19 protein-coding genes are annotated in these 18,081 nt (G+C 58.5%); 13 read left to right on the top strand and 6 right to left on the bottom strand.

All coding sequences use genetic code 11. From position 1 onward, the window contains the following. Positions 1-47: 47 nt before the first annotated feature. The 4 genes from urtB to urtE are packed head-to-tail and all read left to right on the top strand — an operon-like array spanning position 48 to position 4,586. Complete coding sequence (gene urtB, locus L0664_RS15515; protein WP_235226807.1) at positions 48-1,973, top strand: urea ABC transporter permease subunit UrtB; 1,926 nt, start codon at positions 48-50, stop codon at positions 1,971-1,973. A 3-nt stretch (positions 1,974-1,976) separates the two neighbouring features. After that, positions 1,977-3,152, top strand: a complete 1,176-nt coding sequence (gene urtC, locus L0664_RS15510; protein ID WP_235226806.1) for an urea ABC transporter permease subunit UrtC — start codon at positions 1,977-1,979, stop codon at positions 3,150-3,152. Continuing rightward, entirely contained in the window at positions 3,149-3,889 is a 741-nt protein-coding gene (gene urtD, locus L0664_RS15505; protein WP_235226805.1) for an urea ABC transporter ATP-binding protein UrtD, read from the top strand. The genes urtC and urtD overlap by 4 nt, the downstream gene beginning before the upstream one ends. A gap of 1 nt (position 3,890) precedes the next feature. Then, positions 3,891-4,586: an urea ABC transporter ATP-binding subunit UrtE gene (gene urtE, locus L0664_RS15500; RefSeq protein WP_235226804.1), complete on the top strand. Its 696-nt coding sequence runs from the start codon at positions 3,891-3,893 to the stop codon at positions 4,584-4,586. Between the two features lie 67 nt (positions 4,587-4,653). On the opposite strand, the gene argF is transcribed toward urtE, so the two are convergent. The 4 genes from argF to L0664_RS15480 all read right to left on the bottom strand — a co-directional run bounded on the left by argF (position 4,654) and on the right by L0664_RS15480 (position 7,930). Further along, positions 4,654-5,559, bottom strand: coding sequence for an ornithine carbamoyltransferase (argF, locus tag L0664_RS15495; RefSeq protein WP_235226803.1), 906 nt, complete (start codon positions 5,557-5,559; stop codon positions 4,654-4,656). Positions 5,560-5,574: 15 nt separating this feature from the next. Beyond that, positions 5,575-6,057: a GNAT family N-acetyltransferase gene (locus L0664_RS15490; RefSeq protein ID WP_235226802.1), complete on the bottom strand. Its 483-nt coding sequence runs from the start codon at positions 6,055-6,057 to the stop codon at positions 5,575-5,577. Next, entirely contained in the window at positions 6,050-7,231 is a 1,182-nt protein-coding gene (locus L0664_RS15485; protein ID WP_235226801.1) for an aspartate aminotransferase family protein, read from the bottom strand. Before L0664_RS15485 ends, L0664_RS15490 begins: the two co-directional genes overlap by 8 nt. A gap of 201 nt (positions 7,232-7,432) precedes the next feature. Next, positions 7,433-7,930 (bottom strand): ClbS/DfsB family four-helix bundle protein, encoded by a 498-nt coding sequence (locus L0664_RS15480; protein WP_235226800.1) that lies wholly within the window; start codon positions 7,928-7,930, stop codon positions 7,433-7,435. A 67-nt stretch (positions 7,931-7,997) separates the two neighbouring features. Here L0664_RS15480 and L0664_RS15475 point away from each other — a divergent pair, with 67 nt between their 5' ends. Together L0664_RS15475 and L0664_RS15470 are read left to right on the top strand one after the other, a co-directional pair. Continuing rightward, a complete protein-coding gene (locus L0664_RS15475; protein ID WP_235226799.1) occupies positions 7,998-8,942 on the top strand; it encodes a DMT family transporter in 945 nt (314 codons plus the stop codon). Positions 8,943-8,983: 41 nt separating this feature from the next. Beyond that, positions 8,984-9,373 (top strand): hypothetical protein, encoded by a 390-nt coding sequence (locus L0664_RS15470; RefSeq protein ID WP_235226798.1) that lies wholly within the window; start codon positions 8,984-8,986, stop codon positions 9,371-9,373. Here the strand turns inward: L0664_RS15470 and L0664_RS15465 are convergent. Next, positions 9,370-10,173, bottom strand: coding sequence for an ABC transporter permease (locus tag L0664_RS15465; protein WP_235226797.1), 804 nt, complete (start codon positions 10,171-10,173; stop codon positions 9,370-9,372). The genes L0664_RS15470 and L0664_RS15465 overlap by 4 nt on opposite strands. A gap of 120 nt (positions 10,174-10,293) precedes the next feature. Between L0664_RS15465 and L0664_RS15460 the strand changes: the two genes are divergently transcribed. Both L0664_RS15460 and L0664_RS15455 read left to right on the top strand, forming a co-directional pair. After that, a complete protein-coding gene (locus L0664_RS15460; protein WP_235226796.1) occupies positions 10,294-10,884 on the top strand; it encodes a GcrA family cell cycle regulator in 591 nt (196 codons plus the stop codon). 36 nt (positions 10,885-10,920) lie between these two features. Continuing rightward, complete coding sequence (locus tag L0664_RS15455) at positions 10,921-12,210, top strand: 3-deoxy-D-manno-octulosonic acid transferase (protein WP_235226795.1); 1,290 nt, start codon at positions 10,921-10,923, stop codon at positions 12,208-12,210. Here the strand turns inward: L0664_RS15455 and L0664_RS15450 are convergent. Continuing rightward, positions 12,194-13,105 (bottom strand): pirin family protein, encoded by a 912-nt coding sequence (locus tag L0664_RS15450; RefSeq protein WP_235226794.1) that lies wholly within the window; start codon positions 13,103-13,105, stop codon positions 12,194-12,196. The genes L0664_RS15455 and L0664_RS15450 overlap by 17 nt on opposite strands. Before the next feature lie 136 nt (positions 13,106-13,241). Here L0664_RS15450 and L0664_RS15445 point away from each other — a divergent pair, with 136 nt between their 5' ends. The 5 genes from L0664_RS15445 to L0664_RS15425 are packed head-to-tail and all read left to right on the top strand — an operon-like array spanning position 13,242 to position 18,022. Beyond that, on the top strand, positions 13,242-14,111 hold the full coding sequence (locus L0664_RS15445) for a lysophospholipid acyltransferase family protein (RefSeq protein ID WP_235226793.1): 870 nt from the start codon (positions 13,242-13,244) through the stop codon (positions 14,109-14,111). 60 nt (positions 14,112-14,171) lie between these two features. Then, the gene (locus L0664_RS15440) at positions 14,172-15,200 is read left to right on the top strand and encodes an N-acetylneuraminate synthase family protein (RefSeq protein ID WP_235226792.1); all 1,029 of its coding nucleotides are present in this window, start codon (positions 14,172-14,174) and stop codon (positions 15,198-15,200) included. After that, on the top strand, positions 15,197-16,336 hold the full coding sequence (locus L0664_RS15435; RefSeq protein ID WP_235226791.1) for a capsular polysaccharide export protein, LipB/KpsS family: 1,140 nt from the start codon (positions 15,197-15,199) through the stop codon (positions 16,334-16,336). The genes L0664_RS15440 and L0664_RS15435 overlap by 4 nt, the downstream gene beginning before the upstream one ends. A gap of 4 nt (positions 16,337-16,340) precedes the next feature. Next, entirely contained in the window at positions 16,341-17,270 is a 930-nt protein-coding gene (locus L0664_RS15430; protein WP_235226790.1) for a glycosyltransferase family 2 protein, read from the top strand. Then, a complete protein-coding gene (locus tag L0664_RS15425; protein ID WP_235226789.1) occupies positions 17,267-18,022 on the top strand; it encodes a polysaccharide pyruvyl transferase family protein in 756 nt (251 codons plus the stop codon). Before L0664_RS15430 ends, L0664_RS15425 begins: the two co-directional genes overlap by 4 nt. The last annotated feature ends 59 nt before the right edge of the window (positions 18,023-18,081 follow it).

Here is an 18,081-nt window from a genome sequence, read left to right as displayed (position 1 = left end):
CTGACCCTTCGTGCGCCTGTTTTACGACCTAGTACCGAAAGAATACCATGCGCCACGCTTTTCTTGCCTTGATGATTTTGATGGGCTCTGTGCTGGCGGTGTCGGCCCAAACGCTCCAGCCGATTTTGCAAACCCACACAGATGAAATCGCCAGCCCGTCGCGCAATTCCGTCAGCGTGGCCCTGGATGATCTGGTGGCGTCAGGCGTGCCGCAAGTCACCGATTTCCTTGAACAATGGGTGGAGCGCAACATCTGGCAGCGCGACGACGGGGTGTTCTACATTGCGGTTGAAGACGGCGATGAATTGACCCTGACAGACATCGATACGGGCGCACAAAGCATGGCCCCCGCCGCGGGGTTCACGCAGCTTCGCCCCAATGGTGGCGTGCGCCGTGTGATTGGCACCGCATTGGTGCAATTTCAACTTCTTGATCCCGATTTGACCCGCCGCGAAACCGCAGTTGCATCCATCGCGCGCCGACCAGAGGCCGGGCAACTTGCGCCGCTTTTGGCATCCATTGACGGGGAAACAGACGCAGCCCTGAAGGCGCGCAAGGTGCAATTGGCGAATTTCATGTCGGCGCGATTTGCCGACAGCCCAGCGGATCGCATCGCGGCGATCACGTCCCTTTCGGCAGATACATCCGTTGAGGCACGCGCGGTGTTGAACCAAATTCTATCGACATCAAGCGGCGTGGCAGAGCGCGCGCCGGACGGCAATATCGCAATGATCCATGATCCGATGCTGGACCCCGAGGCATCCTATGGGCTGTTGGTCGAGGCTGATCTGGCCCCGCCGCGTCAAACGCCATCCGATATACGCACGACGTTGGAGGCCAACATTGACGCAGACACAATCGCGGGGTTTGCGGTGGCCGAAATGAATGATCCCGCCAAACGAGAGGCCGCCTACGCCGCGTTGTCGGATGCAGGATTGGCGCCTTTATTGATCACGGCACCCGTGCGCGATGCAGCGCTGTCGGCCCATGTATTTTATGACCTTTACGATGAGGATGACGTCGAAATTACGGCTGCGGCCAGTATCGCACTGCGGTCGGTTGAAACCCGCGTGTCCACGGCACAGGCTGTCGATCTGACGTTGGACGCACTGTCGCTTGCGTCGATCTTTTTCTTGGCCGCGATTGGGCTGGCGATCACGTTCGGGGTGATGGGCGTCATCAATATGGCCCACGGCGAATTCATCATGATGGGCGCCTATACGGGCTTTGTGGTGCAGCAGTTCATCCCAAATTACACCGTGTCGATTATCGTCGCATTGCCGCTGGCATTTGCGGTGACGTTTGCGGCCGGGGTGGCGATGGAACGCCTCGTGATCCGCCATTTGTATCACCGCCCCCTTGAAACCCTGCTGGCGACGTTCGGCATTTCGATCGCGTTGCAGCAACTGGCCAAGAACATCTTTGGCACGCAGGCACGGCCCCTTACGTCGCCCGATTGGCTGGCGGGGGCGTGGGTTTTGAATGATGTGATCCAGATCAGCTATATCCGCATCGCGATCTTTGTGCTGGCGCTGATTTTTCTGGGCTTGATCCTGTATATCCTCAAACGCACGCGGCTGGGGCTTGAGGTGCGCGCGGTGACGCAAAACCCCGGCATGGCATCAAGCATGGGGATCAATCCCGACCGCATCAACATGATGACCTTCGGGCTTGGGTCCGGGATTGCGGGGATCGCGGGCGTGGCCATTGGGCTTTATGCCAAGGTCACGTCTGAAATGGGGTCCGATTACATCGTGCAAAGTTTCATGACGGTCGTTGTGGGCGGGGTCGGCAATGTCTGGGGCACGTTGGCGGGGGCTGCGATGATCGGCTTTGGCCAAAAGGGGATCGAGTGGTTGAACCCGTCAAACACGCTGGCCGCGCAAACCTACATGATCCTGTTTGTCATTCTGTTCATCCAGTTCAGACCCAAGGGCATTGTCGCCCTTAAGGGTCGCGCGGCGGGGGATTAAGCCATGCAAAACACGTTTATTGGCAAAAATCCGTCGGTGTTGTGGTTCCTGTTGGGGCTGTCGGTGTTCACTGTTGTGGTGACGCTGTGTTCTGAGGCTTTGGGCGCTGACATCATCTCGACCTCGTTTCTCAAGACGTTGGGCAAGACGTTGTGCCTGTGTCTGGTGGCCATCGCGATGGATGTGGTCTGGGGGTATTGCGGTATCCTGAGCCTTGGGCATTTTGCCTTTTTCGGCATCGGTGGCTACGCGATTGGCATGTGGTTGATGTATGCGCGCACCGAAGACATCGTGGTCGCATCGCTGCAAAACGCGACGTTGCCGCCCACACCGGATGAGGTGACGACCGCCATTGGCAGCCAGATTTTCGGGGTGGTGGGCAGTTCGGATTTTCCGATGATCTGGGCGCTGTCCCATTCCCTGACTTTGCAGCTTTTGGCGGTGGTTCTGGTGCCCGGTTTGCTGGCGCTTGTGTTTGGCTGGCTGGCGTTTCGCAGCCGCGTCACGGGGGTTTATCTGTCGATCCTGACACAGGCGATGACATTGGCGCTATCTCTGTATTTCTTTCAGAACGACACCGGACTGCGCGGCAACAACGGGTTGTCGGGGTTGCAGAATGTGCCGGGCCTTGAGGCCGTGTCACAGGCCACGCTGTCACTGTGGTTTTTCTGGGGGTCCGCGTTCGCCCTTGGGGCGGGGTATGTTTTGTTTGCGTGGATCGTGTCGGGCAAGCTCGGGTCTGTGATCCGTGCCATTCGCGACAACGAAGCGCGGGTGCGGTTTCTTGGCTATCATGTCGAAAGCTACAAGTTGTTTGTGTTCACTGTCACGGCCATGGTCGCGGGGATCGCGGGTGCGCTGTATTATCCGCAGGCGGGCATCATCAACCCCGCCGAAATTGCCCCCATCGCATCGATTTATCTGGCGGTTTGGGTGGCGATTGGCGGGCGGGGCCGGCTTTATGGTGCGGTGATCGGGGCCGCTGTCGTGTCGTTGATGTCGTCGTGGTTCACAGGCGGTGCGGCCCCTGACATCAACCTTGGATTTTATGTGGTGCAATGGACGGATTGGTGGCTCGTGCTGCTGGGGCTGACGTTCGTGGTGGTCACGCTGTTCTTTCCGAAGGGCATCGGCGGAGTGTTCGACCTGATCGCGAAACGAAAAGGGGACACCGCATGAGCACGCTTCTTGAAGTGTCGGGTGTGTCCGTCAATTTTGACGGATTCAAGGCGATCAACAATCTGTCGATCCAGATCGCAGAGCCGGAAATGCGCGCCGTGATTGGCCCCAATGGCGCAGGCAAAACCACGTTTATGGATATCGTGACGGGCAAAACCAAACCCGACGAAGGGCGTGTGATCTGGGGCGAAAAATCTGTGTCGTTGTTGGGGATGAACGAAAGCCAGATTGCGCAGGCCGGGATTGGCCGCAAGTTCCAGAAACCCACCGTGTTCGAGGCGCAAACTGTGCGCGAAAACATCGTCATGGCCCTGAAAAACCCGCGCCGCCCGTTCGATGTTTTGTTCAAACGCGGTGGCAATGACGCCGAGGACCGTGTGCGTGCGATCAGTGATGATATCGGGCTGACGGGTGCGCTGGACCAGACGTCAGGCGCGCTGAGCCATGGGCAAAAACAATGGTTGGAAATCGGGATGTTGCTGGCGCAAGACCCGCGTTTGTTGCTGGTGGATGAACCCGCCGCGGGCATGTCACCTGCGGAACGGGAACAGACGACGGATATTCTTGTGCGTGCCGCCAAAACCCGTGCTGTCGTGGTCGTGGAACACGATATGGAATTTGTGCGCCGCCTGAATTGCAAGGTGACCGTGCTGCATCAAGGGTCGGTTCTGGCCGAGGGCAGCCTTGATCACGTGACGAAAAATAAAGACGTCGTTGACGTTTATCTGGGGCGTTAAAATGTTAGATGTCAAAGACTTGACCCTGAAATACGGACAAAGCCAGATCCTTAACGGGGTGAGCCTAAGCGCGAAGGCGGGCGAGGTGACGGCGTTGATGGGCACCAATGGCGTCGGCAAAACCAGCCTGCTGAAGGCGATTGCGGGGCGGCATCCTTATGTGGATGGTACCCTGACTTTGGACGGGCAAAACCTTGGCCATCCGACGCCGTTCGAAGCAGCCAAAGCCGGGATCGCCTATGTGCCCCAAGGGCGCGAGGTGTTCCCGATGATGACCGTGACAGAAAACCTAGAAACCGGATTTGCGTGTCTGGACAAAGCGGATCACCAGATTCCCGATCATATTTATGATCTGTTCCCCGTGCTGCGCGATATGGCGCAACGGCGCGGCGGCGATTTGTCGGGCGGGCAACAGCAGCAGCTGGCCATTGCGCGCGCGCTGATCACCCGGCCCAAAGTGTTGTTGCTGGACGAACCGACCGAGGGCATCCAGCCCAATATTATCCAACAAATCGGTGAGGTGATCCGCATCCTGTGCCAAGCAGGGACGATGGCGATTGTGCTGGTGGAACAATATTTCGATTTCGCCTTTGATCTGGGCGACGAATTCACTGTCATGAAACGCGGCGAAGTGTCGTTCAACCGCCGCGCCGATGGGTTGGCGCGCGAAACGCTTTACCAACAAGTGTTGGTATGACGCGCCCCTCGCGGTTTGCAGTTTCCTAAGGCGATCTGTGCCGTGGCGTCTGCCCTTTGGGGGCGCGTTATCTCCCCAAGCAATGGCGCATGACTGCTTTCTGGGCGTGCAATCTGTTCTCTGCTTCGTCCCAGATGACAGAATTGGGGCCGTCCATGACTTCGGATGTGGCTTCGTCGTCGCGGTGCGCCGGCAGGCAGTGCATGAACAGGGCGTCGGGTTTTGCCTTGTTCATCAGCGCCGTGTTCACCTGATAGCCGCGCAGCTGGTTATGGCGGCGTTCACGTGCGGATTGCGGATCGTGCATCGACACCCAAGTGTCTGTAACGACAAGGTCAGCGCCCGCAACAGCGGCGTCAGGATCGCGCACTGTCGTGTAAAGACCATCCAGTGCGGGTTCTGGCTGTAGGGTCTCTGGCCCTGTGAACACGAGGTCAAATTCGAACTGTTTGGCCGCATGCGCGAAGGAGGCGAAGACGTTGTTGCCGTCACCCGACCACACGACCTTTTTGCCTTTGATCGGGCCGTTGTGTTCCTCAAACGTCAGAATATCCGCCATGATCTGGCAGGGGTGCGTGCGGTCGGTCAGCCCGTTGATCACGGGCACAGAGGCATATTCCGCCATTTCCAGCAGCGTCTGTTCTTCGAACGTGCGGATCATGATCAGGTCGACGTAGCGGGACAACACGCGCGCGGTGTCTGCAATGGTTTCGCCGTGGCCCAGTTGCATGTCTTTTCCAGACAGCACCATCGTTTCACCGCCCATCTGGCGCACGCCCACATCAAACGAAATGCGCGTGCGAGTCGATGGTTTTTCAAAGATCAGCGCGACCATGTGATTGGCCAGTGGCTGATCGACGTCCGGCGTGCCTTTGGGCAATCCAGCGCGGGCCGATTTCATGGCGGCGGCGTTGTCGATGATCGCGCGCAGATCGTCCGGCGAAGTTGTGTGAATATCGAGGAAATGAGTCATATCGGTTCGCTTAAATTAGGGATGGACCATAACTTGGACGGGGTCGCCGTCTTCGCAGGGTGTGATTTTTTCGGGCCGGAACCCGGCGCGGGTGTATGCGGCGATTGCACGTTTGTTTGCCGGGTCGGGATCCGTGAGGATGACAGGATAATGTCGTCGCAATTCAGACAGGCGCGCGGCGAGGTAGCCTGTGCCATGCCCTTTGCCAAGAAACGCCGGATCGCCCAGAAACGTGTCGATCGCACGGGCGTTTTCATCAAAGCCAACATATTGCGGCGCGCCGAATGCATGGGCGTTGTAATCTTGGATATAGGCGAAGGGTGCGCCATCCACATGTACGATGCGCATGTCCACGATGTCTTTGTCCATGTCGTCTTGCGCAAGGCGGGCCTCTGCGCCGCCCTCGCCCCACCAGCCGTCGATGTGGGGCTCGGACAGCCAGTCTTTGAACATCGGCAGGTCTGCGCGTGTCATGGGCCGGAACGTATAGTCAGACATTGAGGGCGACCTGCGTTGCGGTCTTTTCAAGGCGGGTGAATGCCTCATCAATCTCGGGCGTTGTGATGTTGAGGGGCGGCAGAAGGCGCACCACATTGTCTGCCGCAGGAATGGTGATCAAATCGTTGCTGTAGCCCGCGTTGACCACATCCATATTGCTCGCCACGCATTTGAGGCCAAGCATCAGGCCACTGCCGCGGACCTCAGCAAAGACTTGCGGATGTGCGGCAACGAGGCCTTCGAGTTTCTGGCGCAGCAGGCCTGCCTTGCGGTTTACGTCGGCCAGAAAATCGGGGTTTGTCACGATGTCCATCACCGCGCAGCCCACAGCACAGGCCAGCGGGTTGCCGCCATAGGTGGATCCGTGGGTGCCTGCAGTCATGCCGCTTGCCGCGTTTTCAGTCGCCAAGACCGCGCCCAGTGGAAAGCCCCCGCCGATGCCTTTGGCGACCATCATGATGTCAGGCGTGATGCCGGACCATTCATGGGCGAACAGTTTGCCCGTGCGGCCAACGCCGCATTGGACTTCGTCGAGGATCATCAGGATGCCGTGTTCATCGCACAGATCGCGCAGCCCCTTGAGGCAGGCGTCGGGCAGCGGTCTGATCCCGCCTTCGCCCTGCACGGGTTCGACCATGATCGCGCCGACGGTCGGGGATTTCGCCGCCTCGGTGAGTGCATCGTGATCGCCGAACGGCAGGTGGATAAAACCGGGCAGCAGCGGGCCAAAGCCAGCGGTCATTTTCTCGGATCCGGCGGCGGCGATGCCTGCGGATGATCTGCCGTGAAACGACCCATCGAACGTGATGATATCTGTGCGTTCGGGCGCGCCATTGTCGTGGTGGTATTTACGGGCCATTTTGACAGCCAGTTCACAGGCTTCGGTGCCGGAGTTGGTGAAAAACGTCGTGTCGGCAAAGGTGTGTTCGGCCAGCTTATCCGCCAGGGCCTGTTGCGGGCCGATGTGATACAGGTTGGACACATGCCATAGGGTGTTTGCCTGTTTGGTCAGCGCATCCACCAGCGCCGGGTGCGCATGACCCAACACATTCACCGCAATGCCTGCGCCAAGATCAAGAAAGCGTCGCCCGTCTTGTTCCACCAGCCAGGTTCCTTCGCCGCTGACGAAATTCAGCGGGGCACGGGTGTAGGTGGGCAGGACAGTAGCGATCATGACGATCTTCCTTTGCTTAGAAAGGCCCCTTGGTGCGTGAGCGCGTGGGCCGTGTCAATAATTTTGAGGAGTTAGAGGATGTTTAGGCGACAAACGTCGAAACGCGGGATCAGTTGATCAGCGTCGGCGTCGGTTGAAAAGGGGCGTTACAAACATCATCATGCGCAACCTCTAGGACACACGGCCGGATTTGAAAACCCCCTAAGCGTCACCACGCAGGCACGCCCTGATCCATTTGGCGGCGGATCGATAATGCGATGGTCCCGCGGCCTCTGCCCAGCGCCCGGTGGTCCACGCGTTGCTGGCCCCATGCATCGGACCACCATAAAGCTGCGCGTCTGTCATCGCTTCGACCAAATCAGTCAGACGAACATGGGCCTGTGCCAATGCGGCCTTTGCATCCTGCCATCCAAGATCTGCCTGATCTTTGCGCAGCTTGGCGTTGTAAGATTTCAGATCATTCCATTTATACCCTTTGGCCGGGATGTGAACGCGCCGCCCCGCCTGCCCGTCGCGATACCACCCCAAAAACAGATCGATCCAGTGCGCGCGGTGGGCGATGATATCTTTGATTGATGTATCATCGGCGCGTTTTCGCTGGGCTTGATCATCGGGTATATCCGCGATCAGTTTTTGCAGTTTATCAAAGTCCTTTCGCGTCACAGTCAAAAGGTCGGTTTTCGTGGTTGCAGCGGGCATGTCAGGGTCCTTTCAACGCGATACTACCGCATGCGTGGCGCCTGCACCTTGATCCTGCGCAAACGACATGAAAGACGAAACTATGATCCAAACTGCCCCCCTTCGTGCCCAGAATCCTGCCGCCGCCGTCGCGCTGATGGTACTGGCGACCGTGTTTATCGCGGGCACGACGCTGGCGGCCAAGGCGCTTGGCACGGACACGTTGGGCGCGCCGTTGCATCCGTTGCAGATCACCCATGGGCGGTTTGTCTTCGCGTTTATGGGGTTGTTGTGCGTCGCGGCGGTGCTGCGTCCGAAGATCAAGGCCCCCAACCTCAGGCTTCACCTCTCGCGTACGGTGTGCGGGGCGGCAGGTGTGACGCTGATGTTTGCCGCCGTGGCGTTTATTCCGCTAAGCGATGCGACCGCGATTTCGTTTCTCAACCCTGTGTTCGGGATGCTGTTGGCGATTCCGTTTCTGGGCGAAAAGGTCGGGCCGTGGCGCTGGGCGGCGGCGGCCATTGCCTTTGTCGGCGCGCTGATTTTGCTGCGCCCGGGGCCGGATACGTTTCAGGTGGCGGCACTGCTGGCGCTTGGGGCGGCGATGGCCATGGGGTTTGAGCTGATCTTCATCAAAAAGCTGGCGGACCGCGAACCGGCGATGCAAATCCTGTTGATCAACAACCTTATTGGATCGATTTTGCTGTCCATGGTGATGATCCCGTTCTGGATTTCACCCACGATGGCGCAATGGGGTGTGTTGATCGCGCTGGGGTTGATGATGGCCGCAGCGCAAACCTGTTTCATCAATGCCATGGCGCGCGCGGATGCGTCTTATGTGACGCCGTTCAGCTATCTGACGCTGATCTTCGCGAGCCTGTATGACTGGGCCATCTTCCGCGCCATTCCCGATTGGGTGAGCATCCTTGGCGCGGCGATCATTGTTTCCGGCGCGGCGTTGCTGGCGTGGCGCGAGGCGGTGAACAGTGCGCGCCTGCGCCGTGTGACGCACAGTGGCGGTGGGCGGGTGTAATGGCAGAGCCGTATTGGTATCGAAGGCCGGGGCGCAGTCCAATGAGCGCCCTTTCGCTTGCAGGAATGATTGGGTTCTTTGTCGTGTGGGTGATGAACGCCCCACAACCCTTCTGGGCTCTCGCGATCGTGCCTTTCGCACTTAAAGCAATCTATGATCTATGGAAGAATCCGACATATGGCGTTGAGGTAAATGACCATGTCATAATCATCCTTCCCAAAGGGCCTACCATTGAATTATCGGCTATCTTGCACGTCAATTATCGTCACGGCGATGACGCTATCGCTTGCGTGGTTCACTTAAAGAACGGCAAAAAGCACAAAATTTCAACCGACCTTCTCCATTGGGACCACACAGAATTTGCAGAGGTTTTGGAAGAACGTAACATCACGGTAAAACGGCCTTGGGCGTGGCCTAAACCGAAAAACTAAGCCTTCATGCGGTAGCCAGTTTTCAGCCAGTACCACACGATCCCTAGCACCGCTGCAGACCAGATCAACACCACACCCAAGCCAACCCAAGGGGAGCTGTCACTGACGCCCAAGGTGCCAAAGCGCACGCCGTCAATGATATAAAAGAACGGGTTCCAGTGGCACAGGGTTTGCAGGAACGGGGGCAAGGCTTCGATGGAATAGAAGGTGCCTGACAGGAACGCGAGCGGGGTCACGAGGAAGTTGCTGATCGCGGACAGCTGGTCAAATTTATTGGCAAACACAGCCGCCACCATGCCCAGCGCGCCCATCAGGATGGAGCCAAGTAACACAAACCCCAACGCCCAGATCGGATAGGTCATCGGCATGCCGATAAACAGCATAGCCCCTAGGGTGATAACCACGGCGACAATCATGCCCCGTGCCACGGCCCCAGCGATATAACCGACCAACAATTCAGCAGCAGACAGCGGCGGCATCAGGGTATCCACGATATTGCCGCCCACCTTGGCGGACGCAATAGAACTGGACGTGTTGGCAAAGGCGTTCTGGATCACTGTCATCGTCAGGATGCCCGGCGCGAGGAACACCATAAACGGCATGCCCATCACATCGCCGCGCCCGGGCCCAATGGCGATGGTGAAAATCAGCAGGAACAGGCCCGCATTCACCAGCGGCCCCATGATGGTCTGGGACCACACATTCATAAACCGCAGCACTTCGCGGCGGGCCAATGTCCATGTGCCAAGCCAGTTCACCGCGCCGAAACGGCGCACGCCCATATCTGTCGATCTGCCCATCATGATTCCTTTTTGACGGTCGGTGGTTGTATCCGCCGCTGGGGTGCTTAAAATAGGGGATTGAAAGATTTCTCAACCCCAAGCGCTTGAATTGGGGCCAGCCAGATAAGTGGAACAAATATGTCGTGGACCGACGAACGCGTAGACGTCTTGAAAAAGATGTGGGGCGAAGGCCAATCTGCCAGCCAGATCGCCAAGGAATTGGGCGGCGTGACGCGCAATGCCGTGATCGGTAAAGTACACCGCTTGGGCCTGAGCAACCGCGCCGGATCAGGTGGTGCTGCAAAGACCGCAGCCCCCAAGGCGGCCGCGAAACCAAAAGCACCCGCCAAGCCCAAGGCCGCGCCCAAGAAGGCCGCCAAGGAAGAAATCCAGGAGCCGCGCACCGAATCCGCGTCGCCCCCGCCCCAGCCTAAATTGCCCCATGCGCGCCGCCAGATCATTCCGGCAGGCCAGCCCTTGCCGCCACAACCCAGCGCGAACGAAATCTCGCCCGAGGCATTGGCCAAGGTCAACGAGGTGGAAAAGACCGCCAAGAAAATCAGCCTGATGGAGCTGACGGAAAAAACCTGCAAATGGCCTGTCGGTGATCCGGCAACAGACCAGTTCTGGTTTTGTGGTTTGAACGTGCAGCAGGGCAAACCCTATTGCGAAGCCCACGTTGGCGTCGCGTTCCAACCGATGTCATCGCGCCGCGACCGTCGTCGCTAAGCCGACCAGTATCATTTAGAAAAGGGCCGGAAACGCATGATTTTATACGCGTTTCTGGCCCTTTATCGTTTGGCATGGGTGCTGTTGACGCCAGTGGTGTTGATTTATCTGTGGCATCGCGGGCGGCGTGATCCGGCATACACACCGCACATCGCCGAACGGTTCGGATCCTACGGCACCCTGCCCCAGAACCCGATTTGGATACACGCGGTCAGCCTTGGTGAAACGCGATCCGCCGTGCCTTTGGCGCGGGATCTGCTGGCCGCAGGTGAAAGCGTTGTGTTCACCCATTTCACACCAGCGGGGCGCAAAGAAGCACGGCGGGTTTTTGGGGATGACATCGCGGCGGGGCGTGTTGCGTCCGTTTGGGTGCCGCTGGATATGTTTTGGGTGTTCAAACGGTTCTTTCGCGCGTGCCGCCCCAAGATCGGCCTGACTATGGAGATCGAGATTTGGCCCGCGATGATCTTTGCCGCGCGCGCCGCTGATGTGCCGTTGTTTATGTGCAACGCGCAATATCCCGACCGGTCTTTGGCGCGGGATTCATCGGGGTTACGTCTGCGTCAGCGGATCATGACAGGGTTCGCAGGCGCCTTTGTGAAATCGCAATTGCAGGCGGACCGGTTTGCCAGTGTCGGCGTGCACAACATCCATATCACGGGGGAGCTGCGGTTTGATCAACCCGTCCCTGCCGCTCTGCTGGATGCCGCAGATGCCTTTGCGCCGATGTTGCAAGACCGCCCTGTGATTACAATCGCCAGCGCGGTTGAGGGCGAAGACCAGATGTTCATTGACGTGATCAAGGCCGTTCAATCCGCGGATGTCGCGCCGCTGGTCGTCTATGTGCCCCGCGCACCGGAACGGTTTGGCGTGGTTGGTGATCTGATGGCGCGATCCGGCCTGCGGGTTGCGCGACGATCCGACATTTTTGATGCTGATCTGACCGCCCGCACCGATTGGCCGAAAGACGTTGATGTGCTGTTGGGCGACAGTCTGGGCGAGATGTATTTCTACCTTTCGTTTGCGCACAAGGTCGTTGTTGGCGCGGGGTTCGTGCCCGCTGGGGCGCATAACATCATCGAACCTTTGGCGCTGTGTAAACCTGTTGTAACGGGCCCTTACACGTTCACAATTGAATATCCGTTTGTTGAGGCAGAGGCCGCAGGCGTTGCCAAATCGGTCCCCGACGCACCGGCGCTGATCGCTGCATTGACGGGGGCGGCATGGACAACGCCCGACCAGATTGCAGAATTCATGGCGGCCCATTCAGGGGCGAGCGCCAAGACGCTCGCCGCGATTTCATCCCAGCTTAGTGCGCGGGTTTGATGAACGTGCCGTTGCGCAAATCACGCATCGCGGTTTGCAGTTCTTCTTGCGTGTTCATCACGATGGGGCCGTGCCATGCGACGGGTTCTTCGATGGGCGCGCCCGAGATCAGCAAGAAACGCACACCGTTTTCACCCGCCTGAACCGTAACTTCATCGCCTGTGCCAAAGCGGATCAGGGTGCGGTCGCCGGACAGATCGCGGATGTTGACCTCCTCGCCCATGACTTCTTTTTCCAAAAGCACACCGGTGGGTGCCGATGCATCGGCAAAGGCGGCCTGACCTTCAAAGATATAGGCAAAGGCGCGGCGGTAGGTATCGATCTTGAACGTCTTTTTCACGCCAGCGGGCATGGACACATCAAGGTATTGCGGATCAGCGGCGATGCCATCCACAGGGCCGCGCTTGCCCCAGAATTCGCCCACAACAACGCGCACGATGGTGCCGTCATCGTCTATCACCTCGGGGATTTCTTTGGATTCAACGTCTTGGTAACGCGGATCGACCATCTTTTGTGCCGACGGAAGATTTCCCCAAAGCTGGAACCCATGCATCTGGCCTTGCGCGTTTCCGTGCGGCATTTCCTGATGCATGATGCCTGATCCGGCGGTCATCCATTGCACATCACCTGCACCCAGCGTGCCTGTGTTGCCAAGGCTGTCACCGTGTTCCACGGTGCCGTTCAGCACATAGGTAATCGTTTCGATGCCGCGATGGGGGTGCCATGGGAACCCTTTTTCGAAATGCGCAGGGATTTCGTTGCGAAAATCATCGAACAACAAAAACGGGTCTAGTTCGGACGGGTCCTGAAACCCGAACGCGCGGTGAAGATGGACGCCGGCGCCTTCCATGGTGGGTTGGGCGGCGCGGGATTCCAGGACGGGTCTGATGGACATGATCGTTTCCTTTTACACTGTTGGATCGGATTTAGGGCCTTGCATCCATGCAAACAAGCCGCGCGACAGAACTGACATTGTGCGGATACGCACAGGACTTGCGGCGGGCGTGCGTGGCTTTTAGAGAGGGGATGAAATGAGAACCATAGAAAACGCCCCCTGGTCCGATTGGGCCAAGAATGCCATTCTTCGCGGCTTTATTCGAAGTGCATTGATCATGCCCTATAAGATGCGTGTGCGCGCGTTCGGGGCATTCGTGCAGCGCGTGGTTGCACCGCTGACAGGATATGACGCGCGGGCGCACAAACAGCTGTCTTTCATCTGGCCGGACATGCCCGAAGACGAGCGCACCAAGCTGGTCAAAGGTGTGTGCAACAACTTTGGCCGCACGATGATCGAAAACTATTCCGGCGCGAAATTTGGCAAGCAGTTGCAAACGGCCAAGGTGGATGGTCCAGGCATGGAAGCCTTGGCAGAGGCCAGAGCAGCGGACCGCCCCGTTTTGTTTGTGACCGGACATTTCGGCAATCACGAAGCGCCGCGGCGCACATTGGCGCAGCAGGGTTACGTTATTGGCGGGCTTTATCGCCCGATATCAAACCCCTACATCAATGCGCATTACGAAAAAACGATGATCGAAATGTCTGGCCCCGTGTTTGCCCAAGGGCGGCGTGGCACGACTGGATTTATGCGCATGCTCAAGGGTGGTGGCATGGGGACGTTGCTGTTTGATGTTCGTGTCAACGGCGCGGATCGTATTCCGTTTATGGGGCAACCTGCGCAAACGGCGACGTCGGTGGCCGATATTGCCCTGAAAATCGATGCGCTTGTGCTGCCCTATTTCGGGATCAGGCAGCCGGACGGGTTGTCGTTTGAAATTGCCATCGAAGAACCGATTGAGCACAGCACGCCAAGCAAGATGATGATTGATCTGACAACGCGCCTTGAGGCACGTATCAACGCCAATCCCGAACAATGGTTCTGGGTGCACAAGCGCTGGGATTAGGCCGCGCTAGAAATCAGCCACGCGACGTGGCACATAGGTTCAAACACCAAAGAGGCCCCCATGAAAATTGCTAACCGTCAGATCGGGCCGGACCATCCGCCCCTCGTGATTGCAGAAATCGGCATCAACCATGGGGGCAGCCTTGAAGTTGCCAAAAACATGGTGCGCCTTGCCGCGTTGTCGGGTTGTGAAATGGTCAAGCACCAGACGCATATCGTCGAAGATGAAATGACCGAGGAAGCCAAGCAGATTTTCCCACCCAACGCAGATGTATCGATCTGGGAGGTGATGGAGCAATGCGCGCTGAACCGCGAGGACGAGACTGCGTTGAAAGACTATGCCGAAAGCCTTGGCATGATCTTTATTTCCACACCGTTCAGCCGTGCGGCCTGTGATTTTCTGGAAACGCTGGACGTGCCTGCCTACAAGATCGGGTCGGGTGAGGCGGACAATCTACCGCTGATCCGCCACATCGCGGCCAAGGGCAAACCTGTGATCATGTCAACGGGGATGCAATCGATTGAAACGGTGCGCGCATCGGTGCAGATTTTGGAAGACAGCGGTGTAGAATACGCGCTTTTGGAATGTACGAACCTGTACCCGTCGCCGCCTGAAATCGTGTCTTTGCAGGGTGTTACGGACCTGAAAAACGCGTTTCCGAATGCAGTTGTGGGCTTTTCTGACCATTCCATCGGGCCGGAAATGGCACTGGCGTCTGTTGCGCTTGGGGCGTGCATTCTGGAACGTCATTACACCGACACGCGCTATCGCAAGGGGCCGGATATTTCGTGTTCCATGGACCCGAGCGAACTGCGCCATCTGATTGACCGGTCCCGCGAAATCCACACAGCGCTGCACAATCCCAAAGAACGCACGCCCGCCGAAGAAGATGTTTATCGGTTTGCCCGCGCATCTGTTGTGGCGGACGCGGACCTGCCATCGGGTCATGTGATCACCGAGGCCGATATCTGGGCGCGCCGCCCCGGGTCGGGTGCGATTGCGGGGTATGATTTTGACAAGGTCGTGGGCAAAACGCTGAAGGTGGCCGTGACGCGCAACCAGCAATTGACGTGGGATGATCTGGGATGACAGGCCGCGCGCCCGACCAGATCGGGGCGGTGCACTTCATCTGTCTTGATCCGCGCAAAGCCAAACGCGCAAAGATCGCGCAGGTTTTGGGCCGTGTCGGGCCGATCCGTTGGGTGAAACTGCCGCCCTTTTCGCTACGTGCAACTGCGGCCGCAAAACAGGCCGCGCAAACGGCCATGCGCATGTCCAAAAATCGCGGCTGGTCGGGGCTGCGAAAATGGGTCAACGGCTGGTTATTGGCGCGCCAATATGCCGGCACTTATGCCCTGTTTCGCGCCAACCCGCAGGCCGTTGCCGTGTGTTGGAACGGGTTGAACGGCGGGCGGCGTGTGTTCATGCAAGCGGCCAAAGATGCCGGTGCGCGGTGTTTGTTTTTTGAGCTCGCCCCCCTGCCCGATCGCATCACGATGGACCCCAAGGGCGTGAATTTCCACAATGCACTGCCCCGTGACACGGCCCCCTATTTGCACTGGGGTGCACAGGCGCGCGAGGCTGAAAACACGTGGCACGGCCTGCGTGATCACATCACACAGCGCCCCAGTGATCAGGCCCGCGCGGCGGCGGGTGATCTGCCACCGCTGGGCGATCCGTTCGTTTTTGTCGCGCTTCAAACGCCCGGTGACAGCCAGTTGCGCCTGTTTGGCGGGGCGTTCCCGACGGTTGAGGGTTTTGTGGCGGCCTGCATCGAGGCCGCGCATCATTTGCCGGACGGCTGGCACATGCGCATCAAAGAACACCCGACCGCCCCCACCGATCTGGCCGCGGCCTTTGCCGCAAAGGGCGATGCGCGGGTCTTTCTTGATAATGACACCAACACCTTTGATCAGGTTCGCGCGGCGCGCGCGGTTGCGACAGTGAATTCGTCCGTCGGGCTTGAGGCGATGATGTTTGAAAAACCCGTGATCGCCTGCGGGCAGGCCTTTTGGGCGATAGACGGTATTGCAACACAAGCCACGGATCAGGCGGCCTTGAACGCGGCCTGTGCGGCGGCTGACCGCCTGGCGTTTGATGCGCGCGCGCGGTCCTGTTTCCTCGACTACATCGATCAAATCTATTACCCCCGTCTGGATGCACCACCTGAACAGGTGGTCGCACGACTACAGGGGCGCGACGCGCACGGCTTTTGGGAGGTTTGAACAGATGTGGCCATTTCGCCCCAAGACCCCGCCGCGCGCCAGCCGGATCGCGATAAAGCCGCCCGTCGCCGATGCGGTTCAGGCCCCATTGGCGTTGGTTTTGATCGTGCGCAACGAGGCCGCGCGCCTGTATGATTGGCTGACCTTTCACGCGCTGGCGGGCGTAAGCCATGTGTTCATCTATGACAACGCATCAGACGATGACACCGTCGCGATTGCGCAGGCGTTTACCGGTTGTGATGTGACGGTTATCCCTTGGGTGTTGAACACGTCCGAGGCGCGCACAGGTATGATCCTGCCGCGTCAGATCCTTGCCTATGCACATGCGATTTCCACCTTTGGTGGCGGGTTCAAACGCATGGGGTTTATCGACACGGACGAATATCTGGTGCCCAAAGATCACGCGACCCTGCCTGCGGCCTTGGCCGCCCTGAACCATCCCGCCAATCTGTCACTGCCGTGGGCGATGTTTGGGCACAACGGCCACGACGGGCCCGCCAGCGACGCCGTGCCATTTGCCTACACCGCGCGGGCCGCTGTTAGTCAGGGGCCGTTGTTGAACTACAAATGCATCGTTGATCCCTGCGCTCTCACGCAGGTCAGCACCCATAAATTCGAAGTCGCGGGCAGCAACAAAACGACCAACACACGCGGCGCCATCGCCACGAACAAAACCCGGTCCGGGGCGTTCGTGTGCGATGACGTAATCCAGATGAACCATTATTACCTGATGTCGCGCAGTGAAATGCGCGCCAAAATGGACAATCCTGCCGTGTCGGGCACCGACCCTGCCAAACGCGGTGCCGCCATCGCCAAGAAGGCCGCCCTGATTGAGGCAGCACCTGTGCAAGACGATGCCGCGGTTGCCTTTCTGGCCCGCCACGGAATCACGACCACCGCGCAGCTGCGCGCCAAATTCGCGGGGCCCGCATGAACGTCGTATTCCAACATCTGCGCGACACGCCCAACCTTGGCGATCGTTGGTGCAGCCCGTTTGACTGGTTTGATTGGCCTGACAGCTACAGCGCCCGTGATCTGCGCCAGCGCGGGGATGCCTATGATGTCGGCATTTATGGCGGCGGCAAGATTTTCGGGGGTCTGCCAACCTATGACGGCGTGCGCGCGTCAGAGGCGACGCTGAACATCGCCTGGGGTGTGGGCACGCTGCAATCCTTTCCGATTTCGCGGCGGTATGCGCGTGCGCGCCGGATGTGTGATGTGATCGGCAGCCGTGATTATAAGGATCGCGGGTTCAAATGGGTGCCTTGCGCGTCCTGTATGGCGCCCGCGTTTGATGCACCTGCCGATCCCGAACACGACGTGGTTTTTTACGGCCATGGCAGCAAGTCCGCCAAACAGGGCCTGCAAGTTCCCGACGCGATGCCAAAACTGACCAACAATGCCGACACGCTGGAAGACGCGCTTTCGTTCATCGCGTCCGGCCGCACGGTGATCAGCAATTCGTACCACGGTGTCTACTGGGGGCTTTTGATGGGCCGCAAGGTGATCTGCGTGCCGTTTTCCAACAAATTCAACAACTACCGCGAAGCCCCCGCCTATGCGACGCCGCGCAACTGGCTTGACAGGCTGGACAGCGGCATCGCGCGCATGGACATGTTATCGCTGTGCCGCGCCGCAAGTCGGGATTTTTATGGCGACGTGATGCGCCGGATTGAGGGCCTATGATATTTCGAAACCCAAATACATTTCCGCAAGTTAAACGAGGTCTACAAAATGGTTAATTG

This window comes from Octadecabacter dasysiphoniae (assembly GCF_021532615.1).
GTDB lineage: Bacteria > Pseudomonadota > Alphaproteobacteria > Rhodobacterales > Rhodobacteraceae > Octadecabacter > Octadecabacter dasysiphoniae.
The sequence above is the reverse complement of the archived record's forward strand: the minus strand, read 5'-3'. Positions and strand labels throughout refer to the sequence as shown.

What these genes read in the sequence shown, in the direction of transcription:
- L0664_RS15475 (WP_235226799.1), top strand. Translation starts at nt 7,998, where the DNA reads ATGAAAGACGAAACTATGATCCAAACTGCCCCCCTTCGTGCCCAGAAT.
- L0664_RS15460 (WP_235226796.1), top strand. Translation starts at nt 10,294, where the DNA reads ATGTCGTGGACCGACGAACGCGTAGACGTCTTGAAAAAGATGTGGGGC.
- L0664_RS15470 (WP_235226798.1), top strand. Translation starts at nt 8,984, where the DNA reads ATGAGCGCCCTTTCGCTTGCAGGAATGATTGGGTTCTTTGTCGTGTGG.
- urtB (WP_235226807.1), top strand. Translation starts at nt 48, where the DNA reads ATGCGCCACGCTTTTCTTGCCTTGATGATTTTGATGGGCTCTGTGCTG.
- argF (WP_235226803.1), bottom strand. Translation starts at nt 5,559, where the DNA reads ATGACTCATTTCCTCGATATTCACACAACTTCGCCGGACGATCTGCGC.
- L0664_RS15480 (WP_235226800.1), bottom strand. Translation starts at nt 7,930, where the DNA reads ATGCCCGCTGCAACCACGAAAACCGACCTTTTGACTGTGACGCGAAAG.
- urtC (WP_235226806.1), top strand. Translation starts at nt 1,977, where the DNA reads ATGCAAAACACGTTTATTGGCAAAAATCCGTCGGTGTTGTGGTTCCTG.
- L0664_RS15490 (WP_235226802.1), bottom strand. Translation starts at nt 6,057, where the DNA reads ATGTCTGACTATACGTTCCGGCCCATGACACGCGCAGACCTGCCGATG.
- L0664_RS15485 (WP_235226801.1), bottom strand. Translation starts at nt 7,231, where the DNA reads ATGATCGCTACTGTCCTGCCCACCTACACCCGTGCCCCGCTGAATTTC.
- urtE (WP_235226804.1), top strand. Translation starts at nt 3,891, where the DNA reads ATGTTAGATGTCAAAGACTTGACCCTGAAATACGGACAAAGCCAGATC.
- L0664_RS15445 (WP_235226793.1), top strand. Translation starts at nt 13,242, where the DNA reads ATGAGAACCATAGAAAACGCCCCCTGGTCCGATTGGGCCAAGAATGCC.
- L0664_RS15465 (WP_235226797.1), bottom strand. Translation starts at nt 10,173, where the DNA reads ATGGGCAGATCGACAGATATGGGCGTGCGCCGTTTCGGCGCGGTGAAC.
- L0664_RS15450 (WP_235226794.1), bottom strand. Translation starts at nt 13,105, where the DNA reads ATGTCCATCAGACCCGTCCTGGAATCCCGCGCCGCCCAACCCACCATG.
- L0664_RS15425 (WP_235226789.1), top strand. Translation starts at nt 17,267, where the DNA reads ATGAACGTCGTATTCCAACATCTGCGCGACACGCCCAACCTTGGCGAT.
- L0664_RS15435 (WP_235226791.1), top strand. Translation starts at nt 15,197, where the DNA reads ATGACAGGCCGCGCGCCCGACCAGATCGGGGCGGTGCACTTCATCTGT.
- L0664_RS15455 (WP_235226795.1), top strand. Translation starts at nt 10,921, where the DNA reads ATGATTTTATACGCGTTTCTGGCCCTTTATCGTTTGGCATGGGTGCTG.
- L0664_RS15440 (WP_235226792.1), top strand. Translation starts at nt 14,172, where the DNA reads ATGAAAATTGCTAACCGTCAGATCGGGCCGGACCATCCGCCCCTCGTG.
- L0664_RS15430 (WP_235226790.1), top strand. Translation starts at nt 16,341, where the DNA reads ATGTGGCCATTTCGCCCCAAGACCCCGCCGCGCGCCAGCCGGATCGCG.
- urtD (WP_235226805.1), top strand. Translation starts at nt 3,149, where the DNA reads ATGAGCACGCTTCTTGAAGTGTCGGGTGTGTCCGTCAATTTTGACGGA.